We start from the raw sequence: 14,201 nt of genomic DNA, 5'->3' as shown, positions 1-14,201 counted from the left end.
GCCATTGGCCCAAAGTCAGGATAAGAAGCGAATCCAGAGAACCAGTTCTAATTACGGTCTTAGAAAGGGCACTTTGAATTATGCAATGGCATTGTCACTTGTGACGCCCGCAGCAACTTGGGCTGTTAATTAGTTTCCATCTGTTCATTAAAATTGATAAATTTAATGCTAAAGAGCAACGCACCAGAGATAAGCAGATCACGCACAATTAGCCAGATATAATTGGTCGCTTCTTCCGACGTTCCAAAACATCCACACGAAATATTCAATCCACGTGCCCACGCGACAGAAATCGTGATGATAAAGACAAGCATCAGCAGTAATAGCAGGTAGCCCGAAGGCTTCCGGAACTTTGGCAGCAGCAGACCCAGCCCACAAAGAATTTCCAGCGGAGGTAGATAAAACGTCACCAGCCAAGCCAAGGCATACGGCATCATCCGATAGCTCTCGATATCGGAGAGAAAGATGTCTGGCTGTAAAAATTTAATCGTTCCTGCGTAGATGAACAGTCCCGCTAGAATCACCCGAACGATGTATTGAGCCCATGCTGCCATCATAGCGCACCTCCTAGGCTCGATTTGATCTCTTGAGTCGCTTCAAGCCAGCTTTCCCAACCACCTTTAAGAACAAAAACTCGTTCCATTTGAAAATCCTCCCGTAGGTGAGTGGCCATTTCCTCGCTCGCGCCACACTGACGACTGTCGCAATAGACAATAATGGAGCGACCAGGCGACCAAACATCCAAAAGACTCAGTATCTGAGCGTCAAATTCACCTGCGTAAAGATTGATAGCCTCCGGCATATGCGCCCCCTGGTATGCCTCGGGTGCCCGCGCATCAACTAGAATATAATCATCCTCCCAGTTCAACAAATGCTCCAAAGCCACTTCGCCCTCTCCCAACTGCATCGGGTTCCACGAAGGCGCACTCGGGTTCAGCCATACATTGACCACCGCGAACGGAATCGGCAACAGAAACAGCAGACACAGCATAGAAATATATGAGCGTTTACGCATACAAAGCACCTCCGACTGCCAATTTCTCAGACCGCTTCCCCCTACGCCTAAAGGCTTCGGAGGACACGGTAATCACGCTAAAACTACGCTTAAACCAGCACAACGCAGAACCACAAAGCCGAGCCAAAGTTAAGCGCAAATTAAGCGTAGTTAAGCGGTCAATATTCATGGTCTTTATTTTATTCATCTTCACCCTCCTTAATATACTTCGGCCAGTTCGGTATAAAATCAGCCACGCCCCGCAGCTCGATTAAATCCCATTTCAGGTTCTCATCAGCTAGCGATTGCCAGAGCCTCACCCGCCTCCAATCCCCGAGGCTTCCGACGACAATAGTCAAGAGCCGCTCACGAAGCACTTCTAGTGTGGCGTCCTCAACATTGGCTGGAGGATTCAGCCAGACGAGACTGCCAGTATGCTCTGATAAATCCATCTGCGGCAGACTTCCAGAGAATACCAATGTTTCAAATTGGCTCAGGTCCACCTGCGCTGAGTCGTCACGCAGCACCGTCATTCCACCTGTGTCCTCTAAATACTCACGTATCGTATGACCAAATTTATCGCCCAAGATTTGGCGATCGGGTTGAACAATAGCGACCGTTTTAGGCATTTCACCCAGCTCGATCAATTCATGATCAACGGCAATCTGATTCCCCCAGGCAAATGCATGCGCCACAGCTTGTAAGCCAAAGAAGCCTAGGATCACAGCAAGACAAGCGACCTGCGCCTGCCTTACCGAAGGCCAGTCATTCGAACGTACACGCTGAAACAAGCACAGCAGTAAGAGCGAACAAGGAATCACCCACAGCCAAACCAAGGTCAACACCGAGCTAAACACGCCACAGAGCCCCAGCACAACCCAAGTAGCAAAGGCAATCAGCCGAAGCGATAAGGCGCCAGTCCGCTCAGAGGACCTCTCGATCGAGACATCGCTCCACTCAATCTCTTGTAGCGACGCCATGCCAATGGCGTCTTCTCGATAACGCATCGGCCCCAACGGCCAACAAAGCAAAAGAACCAACACCCACCCCGCAATGTAGACAAACTGAAACAACATCCCATAATCCGTCATCCAAGTAAGGTGCGAATTGACTAAAGACAGATACGATCGGCTGTCACCGACCTCCTGATACCATTGCCCATAAGCATTTCCAGCCTGCCCATGGCCCCAGCCCGAGGGCGCGTCGGCGATCATTTGCAAACCAGCCGAATAGAGTGCGAAGCGCACATTCGTCGAACCATCCTCACCTGAAGTCATCGCAGTCATTCGATCATTGACCCCAAGTTGATGCGAATAAAAGACCAGCAAACAAAGTGCAACCACGAGCGACAGTGCACGTAGCATAAAAGCATTACGTTTTAAGCGTTCCTTAAGCGTCTTTACCGTGTCCTCCGAAGCCGAATGGCAAAGTGGGAAGCGGTCAACCCTAGTCTTGGTAAAGAATCCCCCAACAACCAAAACCAGCAGCCCTGAAACAGCGCCCATAATTGCTCCCCGCGATTCAGTCTGCAATAAGATACCCGCCGCCACAAACGCGACTGGCAGACTCAGCCAATAGCCCCAACGAAAGCGTAACGCAGGCCACCAAGCAGCAATGAAGACAATCGCCAACAAAGCACCCGTCTTATTCGGACTCGAAGGCCCCGCCCCGAACCAATCGAGGCGGTATTCTGGGAAAAGAAATTCCATCAGTGAGCTAGGCATAGAGAACACGGAGTTTCTAACCGCTTAATCACGCTTAAATTGCGCTTAAACCAACACGACGTAAGGGAACTCAAAGTTAAGCGTGATTTAAGTGTCCTTAAGCGGTGCCCCTCATTCCACAGAATCCTTATTGCAGACCGCTTAAATATAACCAACGTGTACAAAATTATATAATAGATAGAATCAGAACCAAATGACAAACTTTCCCTCATTTTAGCACCCATTAAAGTTAACCGCAATTTAAGCGTGATTAAGCGGTAAGTCTCTTCACTCATATGTAATCGCCCATCCATGCTAACCAAGATCCTTTCCAAATTTCGCTAGAATCCATTCACGAATCATCACTTTCCCTTCGCCATTGAGACCATGACCGGCGTTTGGAACTTCAATATACTCGATGCGACCACGCGCTTGATCGAAACGCTCCATAAAAAGCTCCTGCCACTCCCGAGAGGTCGATTTCTCGCCATAGATGACGAGAATGTGGTGACTGCTTCGTGTGCCGGAAAATTTCATCTCTGGGCAATGCCCACCTTCATGCAAAATATACCCAGTGAAGTAATCACAAAAACCGCGCCACTTTTGATCCAGTGCAGAGCCCACTAAATGACCACCACTACTAGAGCCGCCAGCAATCCGAATCTCTTCACTGATGTTAGGAACCAGTTCAATGACTCGATCAAGCATAGGCTTTTGGAAATCCCAGAATGCATTGATCTCGTCCTCACCAGCATTCACTGCTAAACGAGGCAATCGACCGTCGGGGTATGGCAAGGTCAGTACTAAAAATTCATCAAAATCAACCAGACCTTGAGCACTCTGAACTACATGCGAGCCAGAACCACCTGAAAACCACACAAGCAATGGTGTCGGTCTAAGCGGATTGTAGTGCTTAGGCACACTCAACTGACACTGCGCAGATTTGCCCTTTGCCATCGAACCGAGTTCTGGAAAATCAAGAGTAATCACTTCTCCCGGAATAAGGACGTCGCCTTGCCCAGGCTCATCAGTAGCAACACTCGAATAGTTTTTTTTAAGATAACGCTGATCGGCGTCGCATAAATCTTCCAGGGCGAGAGTAAAAGAACGTCTGTCACTGACCCGCTGCACATCCACCTCAGTCTCGTTAAATTTAACGATGATGGCTTCCAACTGACGCCCCGAACGATCGGTGAATTCGTAAACATCCGCCGCAGCTGCAGGCTGCAAACCAGAGACAAAGAGTAAGACCAAAGCTGACGCATTTTTAAACCGCTTAAACCAAACAGACGTAATCATAGGCACAGATATCAGCCACGCATGAACAGTTAAGCGAAAATTAAGCGTTTTTAAGCGGTTCAAATTCAGGGCACCGAACCAAAGCACGGACCAATCAGACGGAGTTTCTAACCGCTTAATCACGCTTAAATTACGCTTAAACCAACACGACGTAATCATAGAAACAGATATCGGCCACGCTGGAGCAGTTAAGCGAAAATTAAGCGTTTTTAAGCGGTCTAAATTCAGGGCACCGAACCAAAGCACTGACCGATCGAACGGATTTTCTAACCGCTTAATCACGCTTAAATTGCGCTTAAACCAGCACGACGTGAGGGAACTCAAAGTTAAGCGTGATTTAAGCGTTTTTAAGCGGTGCCCCCAAATTACTGAATTAAAATGAGATCGCATGGCAAAGAGAATACAATCACCATACATGCTATGACTAAAAATACGGAATATCTTGGTAATGAAGGTTACGCACTGATGGGCGCAGCATTTGAAGTTTATAAAGAAATGGGTGCGGGAATGAGTGAAGAGATTTACCAAGAAAGCTTGGAGATGGAACTTTGCGACAGGGGCATTCCTTTTTCTGCGCAACAAACCTTGAAGGTTTACTACAAAGGTAGAGAGCTTAAAAAACGATACGTCCCCGACCTCATCACGCATGACTCTATTATTGTCGAATTGAAAGCCGTTAAAACGATCCTTCCGGAACATGAACAACAACTGCTCAATTACATGCATGTCACTAGAAGAGCAGTCGGGTATTTGATTAACTTCAGCACTCCGAAATCTGTCGAATGGAAACGCTACATATTGAAGGAATACATTCCTAGCACCGATCAAACGTAAATTTTCCAACCGCTTAATCACGCTTAAGGAACGCTTAAACCAACCCAACGCATAAAAATAAAGCCGAGCCAAAGTTAAGCGTAATTTAAGCGTAGTTAAGCGGTCAAAAGTCATAGATTCTATTTCCACGTAATCTGTACCAATCAAACGCACAGAATCACACCGCTTAATCACGCTTAAAGAACGCTTAAACCAACACACTGCAGAAGAATAAGACCGAGACAAAGTTAAGCGTAAATTCATCGTCACGGTGTAGTGCAATAAAAACGGAAGCGTAGTTAAACCCTGCCGCGTGAGACGAAGTCTTTTTACGCGGCGGTCACAATCCTTCATGATATGTGCGTGAATCTCCATACTAGCGAATCGTATTCAGCAATGGGCCACTAGGCTGACTCTTTTCAGGCTGATTGAAATCCAACACTGTGCCCCAGGCTTCCGCGATTGCTTTATTCGGTAGCGCGACCATTACTTCGGGTGCCATGTATTTGGGCGCCTCCGCCGCAGTGAATGCTTCACTATTTAAATAGTCCCCAATGTAGGTGGGATACTTCATCAGATAAAACTGATCCACAGGTGGCGGACGCCATTCAGGGTCACTGGCATCGGGCAAGAAATTCATGCAATACTCAAAAAAAGCCAAACTGGTGCGCTCTGTCGCCGGGCTACCCGCATGCCCAAGGTTCTCCTCGGCTCGAAAAATCATATGGTAACCTCGCGAGAGTGCCTCACGATAGAAACGAATACCCGCGGGGTATCCATATTCGCGCGTGCCAGTGGTCACCAACCAAAGAATTTGCTCCCCATCTCTACGTATGGAGTCGTAGCTACTATTGACATGAATATGCACCGCAAAGAAATAGTCAGGTTCTTGGAGCGCGAGGCGGTGTGACATTTGCCCCCCCCCACTGATCCCATAGATCATCAGGTTCTTTTCCGGCAGAGAAAAACGACGGCACAAACGCCGATAGCCATTCTTCCACTCGCGCGCTCGCTGTCGGTAGGATTTTTCGTAATCTTTCAGGCGATCCTCATCCATCACATCGCCACTCACACCCGTCTTGTACCCCTTAAAGTTTGTCCAAGTAATCAAAGCCAAGTTATGTTTATCCGCAAACTCTACATAGTTCTTAAAACGCCCTCCTGCAGCAATATTCCCACGAACATCCTCTGGCTGAGTGCCCCAAGTCACTAAGGCCATGACACCTCGCACGGAAGTTTCCCTCCCAGAAGATGCCCGACCTTGGTTTTCGTCGGCGCGCCCTTGGGGCAATCGAGCATAATAGGTGATATCGCTGTATCGAGCCAGTTTCGTCGACTCAACGAGTTCGTATATTTCTTCAGATGAAGAGGCATACGAACTTATCGACAGCAGACTAAGCAAGATGCAACAAAGTAGCGCTTTATGATTAGAATATATCATCAAATCGAATCTTTATATTTTGCGTTTGATGCCCCTGCCCCCCCCGTATACTCGAGGTTCTCCTCGGCTAGAAAAATTATATGCTAACCTCGCTAGAGGGCTTCACGATAGAAACCAATAACTCTTCGCATACGGCGAGATAGTGTCCTCGATCAGAGTCAGTTCGAACTTAAGTAGGCCAGCGCAATCTACTCATAACTTCTAATAAAATATGTAACTAATTTATTAAAACTCGAAGAATCTAAACGTTCAATGATGTCAGCATAAAGCATATATGAGCGAACCAAATCCTCTACAGTGCAATCAATACACCCTACATCTGAATTCTCAAAAAGTTTTTGCACAAACCCTCGGACAAAAACTTGATTCGTAGACTTGATTTGCTTTGCAGTAGAATCAGTCGTATCAATACTATTTCTACCCTCAGCCATTTGTTGAACTTGTGAACTAATCTTTTCACGCAACATGGCCTGAGTCCTAATTAACAAATCCATTTCTTGTGCGTTTACTGACATCGTCACCAAACGGTCAACAATTTGAATAGAGTCATCAACAAGAACCGGACACAATATACCTGATACTGCGCTAGGTTTATTTACATATATCGACATCATCAAACTATACAGGCTATTCTCAAAACTACTAACTTCAGAATAACCAGACTCTTTCAAATACCGATCAAAGCTATCGACAGATGCAAGCGCAAATAAATCGGGAAGTAATGCTGCGAGTTTAGAATTATAGTATTTATAATAGTCTGGTTGAGAAAGGTCTGACAGCGCTTCATAAATCCCAGTATAATCAAATACTCCAGCCTCCATAGAATCGATACGTTGCTTAAGTAAATTCGTCCTTGAATCATAAGCAAGCACACCGAAGATCCTAACATCTGATATACTAGAAAATGGCCATGATAGGTGCGCTGGGACACCATCAACTAAGCTATCACCAGATTCGTATGCACGTAATCCGCTATATAGAAAATCTAAATCGTTAGAATTCATGAGAAAATCATAATCCAACGAAGCCTGCCTCAACATCTGCAATACGGAATCTGGAGTTTTACCATATCCCTCAAGCTGATTCACCAGAGTAGCTGTAGCACGCTTAAGCTCTTGCTCATGTGTATTAGCACTTAGACACGAATGAATTACACAAAATGCACAAATAATATTAAATATTCTCATTTATTTATAGTTAAAATTTCACTCCGAACTAAACCTCTTCATCACAACAAGGGCTACTTGCTGTTGCACAACGACTTGCTCCATCCCACCCCCAAGGAGAATTAACAACATTGTTATCCACCTTAGAACCAGTCACAGGACTACCCACTAAATTCGATGACAACAGAGTTTCATTAGAATTCCTAAAATTTCTCTTATATTCTCTTACGTATTTTTGGTTTGAATAATTAAGTGTATAAGTTCCCTCACTCAGCTTAACCTCTTCTTTGTAGACTTGATAATAATTCATTGCCCACGAAACTGCAGGAGCCGAGCACTGCACTGTGTAAGCAGGCTTATATACCCAAGAATGAGCAACTGAAAAACCTATACTCCCACCAATAGTAAGTGGAATTGAAACAGATGCACCAACAGAAACCGAGCGTGCTCCTTCAAGAGTTAGTGTCCTATTAAGAGCATCTCCACATGCGTTATTGGTATCAATTGCACCGTCAGTTTGAAACCTCGACTCTTTAAGAACATTAACTAACGAATGAGACGTCGGTGTTGAAATCTCGACATCGTAATAAACTATACGATAAGCTCCAGATCCGGATCCGTATACTTCACTAGAAATTGAAGTCATAATTTTAGTAGTTTTAGCCGCAGGAACTACTCCCGCAGCTCCTGTAGTATAGCCAGGTGTAGACGTAGGATCCGTCACAGATGGAGTTGGGACTGTAGTGGCGATCTGAGTTCCATCTGGCCCACAGCAATAACCAGGGTCAGGATCAGGATTAGCTATCGTGCATGGTGCACATTCGCTCGCATCGCAAACAACAGTGCCATCATCACAGGTAACTGAAGGATCAGTTCCATCTGAGCAGCAATCATCATCCGCATTCACAGTCAATGCGCTAAGCACAAGTGCTTGGAGCAGTAGAATTAATCTTATTTTTTTCATGTTATTTATGTTTTAGTTTGAGTTAAAAGGAATCTTGTCACCCGACCTAATCTTAGGCATCGCTCCCACCGATACTCAAAGCGACTATTTCAATGAAATTGCCGGACCAAACTTTCGTTAAATCATGCAAGCTCACTGTTAAGCTCTTATCGCTGAGCGCAGGGTCAAAAATCACTGCCTCTCCACTATCAGCAGTAATCCACGCGTAAGAAAAGTGTGGTTGCCCTCGAAGTTTAATTTCTAGAATAAAAATCCCTCCAGCTGAAAGATCCGAAATAGATCCGCGATAGCCGATCGCACTCACGCCTCGGGTCTCAAGGCATTCTATAATGCGCAGGAAAGTAGTGGTCCCATCACCATCCGGATCAAGGAATTCATCAACTGCATCAAAGGATTCCAGGTCTCCCAAGCCGCGTTCCGCGAGGCAGACCAGCACCGCATGAGTCCCGCAATGCTTCGAGAAGTCATCTATATCGTAGAAATCTTCGAAATTAACCGTAGCAAATAGCTTAACGGCACAGAGCGTGGCAATCACCAATAGACTGACATTCAATTTAATCATTATTTCGCGACTTCCTCCATCAGTGAGCTCAGCGGATTACCCACACGATATTTCGAACCAGTCACTTCATCTGTAACAAAGGTTCCGACATCGAAATCCAAAGAAAAGTCATAATCCGCATCTGCAAAGCCAATGGACTGCATCGAGCACTTAACCTCACGGACTAAATACTGACGATACACGTTCGTCTCTGGATTCTTTCGGTAGCGCCAAATTCGAGTGTGGGTTCTTGCAGGAAATCCATTGGCATTAAAATCTAAAAGCTCTGTTCTCCAAACAGGCCGCCGATAACTAGACTCCTGAAGATTGTCACCGTCTGCTATCGCTACCTCAATCGAAGTCAGCTTGATAATTCCCTCAATCTCTTGGAATGAAAATTCGTATGCGAACCCCATGCCACCACTGAATTCTTCGAACTTTTTAAAAAAGGTCAGCGCGTAGCCCGACTCGGTCCGCTCGAGGGAACCACTTTTCACTATACTAGGTGATAATTCGATGAAAGTCTTCCAACCATCTGGACGAACTGGGTTCTTAAGCGAATTTAGACCACTTGGTAGCATTCCCAACAGATCAACTAAACTAAATTGCGATGATACATGGTCAGGTAGTCGAATATACGCAGACGGCCGCTCGGGGTAATAATCAACAAGCAGACCATCTGAGGACAAAAGACGCTGCCGCTCTATGGTAATACCGTTGTTCTTTTCCGTGCTTCGAAGATGAAATGCTTTTGCATTCCAAATCACCTGCTGAGATGCCTTGAATGTGTTAAGCTCCAAGAGTCGATCATCCCCGATTTCAGGGGTTGGAATCCCCCCTTCGATTCTGTAGATGAGAAAATCAGGCCCAGGACTGCTCTCTATCTCATATTTCGCTTCAAGGTTCCGCTCATAGGTCGTCAGGCCATTGATGACCAAACCTAAAGGATCCGTCTGAGTGTCGACCAGATTGAGTTCTAGAAATGGGCTCGCGCCCACAAACGAGACCAAGCCAAGAAATAAAGTGGTTACTGAAAAAGCATTATTCATAGCATTAGAGAACTGTACCACTGCAATCTTTTTTCGAACATGCTCCCGTATTTGTGATACTCATGCTACACGCATAAAGACCATCCCCGATCTCCTCCCATAAGCAGGTAGTGGAAGTTGAATTGCCACATGCATTATTTGAGCCACCATCAGCGTCACAAGAGCCTAGACCAAAGCTACACTCAGTCTGGTCACCACCGCCCTCACAGCCAGTGTACGTGCCACCACACAATAGTGAAGTTGTGCCAGAACAGTTAGTCCCGAGTCCAGGGCAGGATTGAGGGCTTATTCCATCACAGACCGAGCAAAGCCCTCCTTCAACTGAGTTAAGCTCAGAATCAGTCAGTAATTCCTTTGCGTTTAGAGTACTGACGGCGAGGAGGCCTGTAATAAACGCGGCGATTAATCGATATTGAATTTTCATTTTGATTTCAGTTTTAGATGTGAAATTAAGCTCAGTTAGCGCGGCGATTACGCAGTACCTCCAGAGTCTGAGATACAATTTCGGTCGATTCCACCTGAACAAACGAGTCGCTGTCGGATACGCGCTCGACGAGACGCTTTCGACCATCGGAAAAAACAGTCACAATTTGCCGAATACCATTTTCCCTTGAATGATACTGCTCCTTGCCATTCGCCCATTTCATGTAGCTCATGCGCCCTTGTGCATCGAGTTCCTTGTAGGTCATGGGCTCACCATTTACAAAATACGTCACCGTCTTACCAACTTCGGTGCTTCCATAAACATATTTATCCACGTCGCCGTCGGCCTTAAAAATTTCTCGTTCCACAAATTCACCGGCTACATCATAAACTGTGCGCCGGACGATGTTGCCGTTCAAGTATTCTGTCGCCTCGCTTCCATCTCGAGTGTCCTCCCATTTCCAAATCCGCATCGAATCGCCATGCACGGCACGAATGGGGCGCCCTTTAGGATCGTATGAATTCTGACGATCTAGCACCCACTTGCCATCTTTGAACACTTCGCGCTTACGCAACTTCCCGCTGGCGGGTCCTCCTGACATAATCATAGTTCGGCGAACGGTCTCCCCCGTTGCCAAATCGGTATAGACCCGGACACCTGACTTCCAACCATAGGACCATTTTTGCTCTTCACCACCGATAGGCAAGCGAGCGATCTCCACCGAAGTCGGCGTGACCGATTGAGGTGCATCCTGAATATTGGGGTCCCACGAATCATTATTGACCTTATAGCTGGAGCCACTGTCAGAAGCAATAAAGCCGCTCTTTGCCTCCCACTCGATCCAATTTCCAGCCTCAGGATTCTCCAAATCACTCGAAATTTCCATTCGATTGACTGCAAGGTTCAAAGTTTTGATCACCTTCTTCTCCGCCTGGTCAAGAAGGGCGACCTTACGCTCTAGGGAATCTGACTTGCTGTAGGAAAAATACTCGACCTCGCCATCTCGGGGGGCAAGTGATCGAAGAAAGCTTACACGATAATTTCGGTAATTAGAGACGCCATCCGGAGCGGTCAGCTCGGCATCTCCCATTTCGACAGCGATCTGGCTGTCACCAATAATAATTCTTTCAGGATCGGTGGCACCTCTGTATTCGATTTCAAAGACCCGACGAGAACTCCCCTCTTCAGTCACATACAAAGGCAAACCGCGTCCAGTATAGGTGATTCGACTAGTGGTCGCAGCGGCCCCCAATTTAAACTCTTTCAACAAGCCATTATCATATCGAAAATACCAGTCTGCATCTTTGGCTGATTGGATCAAAACCTCACCATTACGTGCGATAGTTGCAGTCCAATCCTTACCATGCTCGTTAAAGAGCTTTTCACCTCTTCGAGACGCATGCCCGCGATCCATGGTGAAAAATTGACGACGCTCATCGGGCCCATCCCAATACAGATTATATTGCTTATATTGAACGACCGTAGATCCAAACAGCGGGATGCGCCAATACGGACCAAAGGCACCGGGGGCATCCGCTGGGTTAGAGTTGAAAACTAGCTTGACGGGATAAGCCGTCCCCCCCGTTGGAAGCTCTCCGAGGAGACGCTCCATACGAGCATGCCCAAATGAATTTACTGAACCCAAAACATTTTGACGCAAATCAAAATCCATCGGACTCGCTGGCAGCAAAAATGGGACAAGTTGAAGCATACAACTCAAAATCAGAAACCGGCTCATCCGCACAGCCCAAGAAGTCTTCAAATTTCGAATGACACCCCCTGCCATCACGAAAATTATTAAACTAGGATCAAGATGCTTCACGATTAAAACCGGTTTCTGATTAAACAGTTATACTGATCCCTTAACTCAGGAATTGTGTTGGCATAGAATCACCATCTGGATCCGGATCGGGATCGGGGTCTGGTTCACATTCCTCATCAACCTCGGGATCACAGCAGGCAAGCAAGTCGGTCGACAGTGATTGAGACTGACTGACGCCATAGACAGCCGCCAGCAGGCCCAGCATCAAGAAAAAGTAGATCTTATTAGTTTTCATAGTATTTTCAGTTTGGTTCTAGTTAAAAAGCATGTACATCACGCCATGCTTGAATAAGTTGATCATTAGGAAAGATTGCTAACAGTTCGGACTGGATCGAATCCTCCGGTTTTTCAAAAAGTTCCCCGGACTCGACATCAGCAAAAGCCGAAATGCCTGAGGCGTGTTGCACCCCATCAAAGAAATCTCGAACAAACTGCTCAAAGTCCCGATGTCTAGAATGCCCCGTATCTGGTAAACTGACCCAGACCCATGGTTTATCATATTGCCGCCCCTCATAGAAATACGAGAAACTCGGATGCCAGCGTGCCCCATCTTCTTCACCGCAAGCGACAATCCCCGGAGGGTTGATCTCACCTTCATGAGGTGAGTCCCAGAATTGAGCTGAATACGCGGCCCACGCGATGACACGCTCAGGTGCCCACTCCACAAAGCGGCTGGTAAACTGCGCGCCACCTGAAAAGCCATAAATCAGAATGGGCAGGTCGCGACCGTAAGTCGTGCGAACCGCATCCAGCAGGGCTTTGCCTGAACCTTGCTCCGGCCAGTAATACCCTTCAAGCGCTTCACCATACATTTTCTCTGACTTCGATTTAAAAGCGAGCGCGATCACACCCAAGCGGTTGGCCTCCGCAAAATCCATCCAAGGAGATTCGTTCAGAAAGAACGCCCCATCTCCGTTCATGCCAGGGCAGAGCACCAATACCGCCTGCTCGTCACCGCGCGCCTCAGCCGCATGCCAGCCATAGGTATCCGCACTGAGCACGCTTGCACTCAGAGCAAGTAGTGAGCAAAGGAATATGCGGATGAGTTTCATACTTTAGAGGTCTGGTTTAAGCGTGATTTAAGCGTTTTTAAGCGGTCTAATAAAATCTGTGGACATGGGGGGCACCGCCGCGTAAAAAGACTTCGCCTTACGAGGCAGGCTTTAACTACATCTAAATTGCGCTTAATGAATGATTAGGGTTTTTTGACGAGATTCAGTATTTTCGGGTTAGCGAATCAAAGCGTGGGCATAGATAATTTTTGGTTCTGCATCGGCCATTGCGACCGTCACCTTAACCAAGCCCCGGCCACTCGCTTCGGTTTTCAAAGGCGCGACCACTACCTCAATGTCATTTGAACCTTCCACTGCCGGCAGAGCCTCAACCGCAAAGTCAGCGGACTCACATTCAACCGACACGACCCTGGCACCGAGGTCCGCGTTAGGCGTGATTGTCAATGTCTTCGCAGCTGGCTCCGAACCAACTCGCCACAACAAGAGCCCAGGCTTCATAGTGACCAATTGCGGAATGTCTAACTTGAGCGCGAGCTGAATTTCAGGCTGCGCTAAGTCTTTAGTCAGCACACGGACCTTCTTACTCTGCAAGCCCTGGCGACTGCCGACCGAGAAATCCCCCTTAATGACACCCGATTCACCTGGGGCATAAGTCATCTTATCCAGCTTCGCGGTGGTGCAGCCACAGGTGGTCTTGATCTCGCTGATCTCGACCGCAGTGTCACCTTCATTCTTAAAAGCAAACTCGAAAGGATAACTCTTCGCATCCGGCGCGATCGTGTCTTCGATCAGAGTCCGTTCGAATTTAAGTTCCGCCTGAGCCGTATTCACCCCGAACAGTGCTAGAGTCAGCAGCGAAAATAGAAATGTGTCTTTGATTGTTTTATGTAATTGGCTCATTGCGTCGTTCATCTAACGACAACAAACAATCGACGAATCAGAGTGAGCCAAATCTTTTGACTAGTCTATTCA

15 protein-coding genes are annotated in these 14,201 nt (G+C 46.8%); 1 reads left to right on the top strand and 14 read right to left on the bottom strand.

What is annotated here, in order from left to right; genetic code table 11:
* Positions 1 to 125 precede the first annotated feature (125 nt).
* The 5 genes from QEH59_RS17595 to QEH59_RS17575 all read right to left on the bottom strand — a co-directional run bounded on the left by QEH59_RS17595 (position 126) and on the right by QEH59_RS17575 (position 4,119).
* Entirely contained in the window at positions 126 to 557 is a 432-nt protein-coding gene (locus tag QEH59_RS17595) for a MauE/DoxX family redox-associated membrane protein (protein WP_308986697.1), read from the bottom strand.
* Positions 554 to 1,015, bottom strand: a complete 462-nt coding sequence (locus tag QEH59_RS17590) for a rhodanese-like domain-containing protein (RefSeq protein ID WP_308986696.1) — start codon at positions 1,013 to 1,015, stop codon at positions 554 to 556. Before QEH59_RS17590 ends, QEH59_RS17595 begins: the two co-directional genes overlap by 4 nt.
* A complete protein-coding gene (locus QEH59_RS17585) occupies positions 1,008 to 1,202 on the bottom strand; it encodes a hypothetical protein (RefSeq protein WP_308986695.1) in 195 nt (64 codons plus the stop codon). The genes QEH59_RS17590 and QEH59_RS17585 overlap by 8 nt, the downstream gene beginning before the upstream one ends.
* Positions 1,195 to 2,703 carry an O-antigen ligase family protein gene (locus QEH59_RS17580; RefSeq protein ID WP_308986694.1) on the bottom strand — a complete coding sequence of 503 codons (1,509 nt, stop codon included), beginning with the start codon at positions 2,701 to 2,703 and terminating at the stop codon, positions 1,195 to 1,197. The genes QEH59_RS17585 and QEH59_RS17580 overlap by 8 nt, the downstream gene beginning before the upstream one ends.
* Before the next feature lie 309 nt (positions 2,704 to 3,012).
* The gene (locus QEH59_RS17575; RefSeq protein ID WP_308986693.1) at positions 3,013 to 4,119 is read right to left on the bottom strand and encodes a hypothetical protein; all 1,107 of its coding nucleotides are present in this window, start codon (positions 4,117 to 4,119) and stop codon (positions 3,013 to 3,015) included.
* A gap of 297 nt (positions 4,120 to 4,416) precedes the next feature.
* Here QEH59_RS17575 and QEH59_RS17570 point away from each other — a divergent pair, with 297 nt between their 5' ends.
* Positions 4,417 to 4,830, top strand: a complete 414-nt coding sequence (locus QEH59_RS17570) for a GxxExxY protein (protein WP_308986692.1) — start codon at positions 4,417 to 4,419, stop codon at positions 4,828 to 4,830.
* A gap of 355 nt (positions 4,831 to 5,185) precedes the next feature.
* Here the strand turns inward: QEH59_RS17570 and QEH59_RS17565 are convergent, their stop codons facing one another.
* From QEH59_RS17565 to QEH59_RS17525, 9 genes are all read right to left on the bottom strand, one after another.
* The gene (locus QEH59_RS17565; protein WP_308986691.1) at positions 5,186 to 6,250 is read right to left on the bottom strand and encodes a hypothetical protein; all 1,065 of its coding nucleotides are present in this window, start codon (positions 6,248 to 6,250) and stop codon (positions 5,186 to 5,188) included.
* Positions 6,251 to 6,438: 188 nt separating this feature from the next.
* The gene (locus QEH59_RS17560; protein WP_308986690.1) at positions 6,439 to 7,437 is read right to left on the bottom strand and encodes a hypothetical protein; all 999 of its coding nucleotides are present in this window, start codon (positions 7,435 to 7,437) and stop codon (positions 6,439 to 6,441) included.
* A gap of 28 nt (positions 7,438 to 7,465) precedes the next feature.
* Positions 7,466 to 8,380, bottom strand: coding sequence for a hypothetical protein (locus QEH59_RS17555; protein ID WP_308986689.1), 915 nt, complete (start codon positions 8,378 to 8,380; stop codon positions 7,466 to 7,468).
* 52 nt (positions 8,381 to 8,432) lie between these two features.
* Positions 8,433 to 8,942 carry a cysteine peptidase family C39 domain-containing protein gene (locus tag QEH59_RS17550; RefSeq protein WP_308986688.1) on the bottom strand — a complete coding sequence of 170 codons (510 nt, stop codon included), beginning with the start codon at positions 8,940 to 8,942 and terminating at the stop codon, positions 8,433 to 8,435.
* Positions 8,942 to 9,970: a hypothetical protein gene (locus tag QEH59_RS17545; RefSeq protein ID WP_308986687.1), complete on the bottom strand. Its 1,029-nt coding sequence runs from the start codon at positions 9,968 to 9,970 to the stop codon at positions 8,942 to 8,944. The genes QEH59_RS17550 and QEH59_RS17545 overlap by 1 nt, the downstream gene beginning before the upstream one ends.
* Positions 9,971 to 10,425: 455 nt before the next feature.
* On the bottom strand, positions 10,426 to 12,006 hold the full coding sequence (locus QEH59_RS17540; protein ID WP_308986686.1) for a hypothetical protein: 1,581 nt from the start codon (positions 12,004 to 12,006) through the stop codon (positions 10,426 to 10,428).
* Between the two features lie 250 nt (positions 12,007 to 12,256).
* Positions 12,257 to 12,451 carry a hypothetical protein gene (locus tag QEH59_RS17535; protein WP_308986685.1) on the bottom strand — a complete coding sequence of 65 codons (195 nt, stop codon included), beginning with the start codon at positions 12,449 to 12,451 and terminating at the stop codon, positions 12,257 to 12,259.
* Between the two features lie 22 nt (positions 12,452 to 12,473).
* A complete protein-coding gene (locus QEH59_RS17530) occupies positions 12,474 to 13,268 on the bottom strand; it encodes an alpha/beta hydrolase (RefSeq protein ID WP_308986684.1) in 795 nt (264 codons plus the stop codon).
* A gap of 177 nt (positions 13,269 to 13,445) precedes the next feature.
* The gene (locus tag QEH59_RS17525; protein ID WP_308986683.1) at positions 13,446 to 14,129 is read right to left on the bottom strand and encodes a DUF1573 domain-containing protein; all 684 of its coding nucleotides are present in this window, start codon (positions 14,127 to 14,129) and stop codon (positions 13,446 to 13,448) included.
* Positions 14,130 to 14,201: the final 72 nt, after the last annotated feature.

Source organism: Thalassobacterium sedimentorum (assembly GCF_031127905.1).
GTDB lineage: Bacteria > Verrucomicrobiota > Verrucomicrobiia > Opitutales > Coraliomargaritaceae > Thalassobacterium > Thalassobacterium sedimentorum.
This window is presented reverse-complemented; position numbering and strand designations above follow the sequence as displayed.

Excerpts from the sequence above, each read along its gene's own strand:
- QEH59_RS17570 (WP_308986692.1), top strand. The coding sequence starts at position 4,417 with ATGACTAAAAATACGGAATATCTTGGTAATGAAGGTTACGCACTGATG.
- QEH59_RS17580 (WP_308986694.1), bottom strand. The coding sequence starts at position 2,703 with ATGGAATTTCTTTTCCCAGAATACCGCCTCGATTGGTTCGGGGCGGGG.
- QEH59_RS17525 (WP_308986683.1), bottom strand. The coding sequence starts at position 14,129 with ATGAGCCAATTACATAAAACAATCAAAGACACATTTCTATTTTCGCTG.
- QEH59_RS17590 (WP_308986696.1), bottom strand. The coding sequence starts at position 1,015 with ATGCGTAAACGCTCATATATTTCTATGCTGTGTCTGCTGTTTCTGTTG.
- QEH59_RS17585 (WP_308986695.1), bottom strand. The coding sequence starts at position 1,202 with ATGAATAAAATAAAGACCATGAATATTGACCGCTTAACTACGCTTAAT.
- QEH59_RS17560 (WP_308986690.1), bottom strand. The coding sequence starts at position 7,437 with ATGAGAATATTTAATATTATTTGTGCATTTTGTGTAATTCATTCGTGT.
- QEH59_RS17540 (WP_308986686.1), bottom strand. The coding sequence starts at position 12,006 with ATGGAGCGTCTCCTCGGAGAGCTTCCAACGGGGGGGACGGCTTATCCC.
- QEH59_RS17555 (WP_308986689.1), bottom strand. The coding sequence starts at position 8,380 with ATGAAAAAAATAAGATTAATTCTACTGCTCCAAGCACTTGTGCTTAGC.
- QEH59_RS17595 (WP_308986697.1), bottom strand. The coding sequence starts at position 557 with ATGATGGCAGCATGGGCTCAATACATCGTTCGGGTGATTCTAGCGGGA.
- QEH59_RS17565 (WP_308986691.1), bottom strand. The coding sequence starts at position 6,250 with ATGATATATTCTAATCATAAAGCGCTACTTTGTTGCATCTTGCTTAGT.
- QEH59_RS17550 (WP_308986688.1), bottom strand. The coding sequence starts at position 8,942 with ATGATTAAATTGAATGTCAGTCTATTGGTGATTGCCACGCTCTGTGCC.
- QEH59_RS17535 (WP_308986685.1), bottom strand. The coding sequence starts at position 12,451 with ATGAAAACTAATAAGATCTACTTTTTCTTGATGCTGGGCCTGCTGGCG.
- QEH59_RS17530 (WP_308986684.1), bottom strand. The coding sequence starts at position 13,268 with ATGAAACTCATCCGCATATTCCTTTGCTCACTACTTGCTCTGAGTGCA.
- QEH59_RS17545 (WP_308986687.1), bottom strand. The coding sequence starts at position 9,970 with ATGAATAATGCTTTTTCAGTAACCACTTTATTTCTTGGCTTGGTCTCG.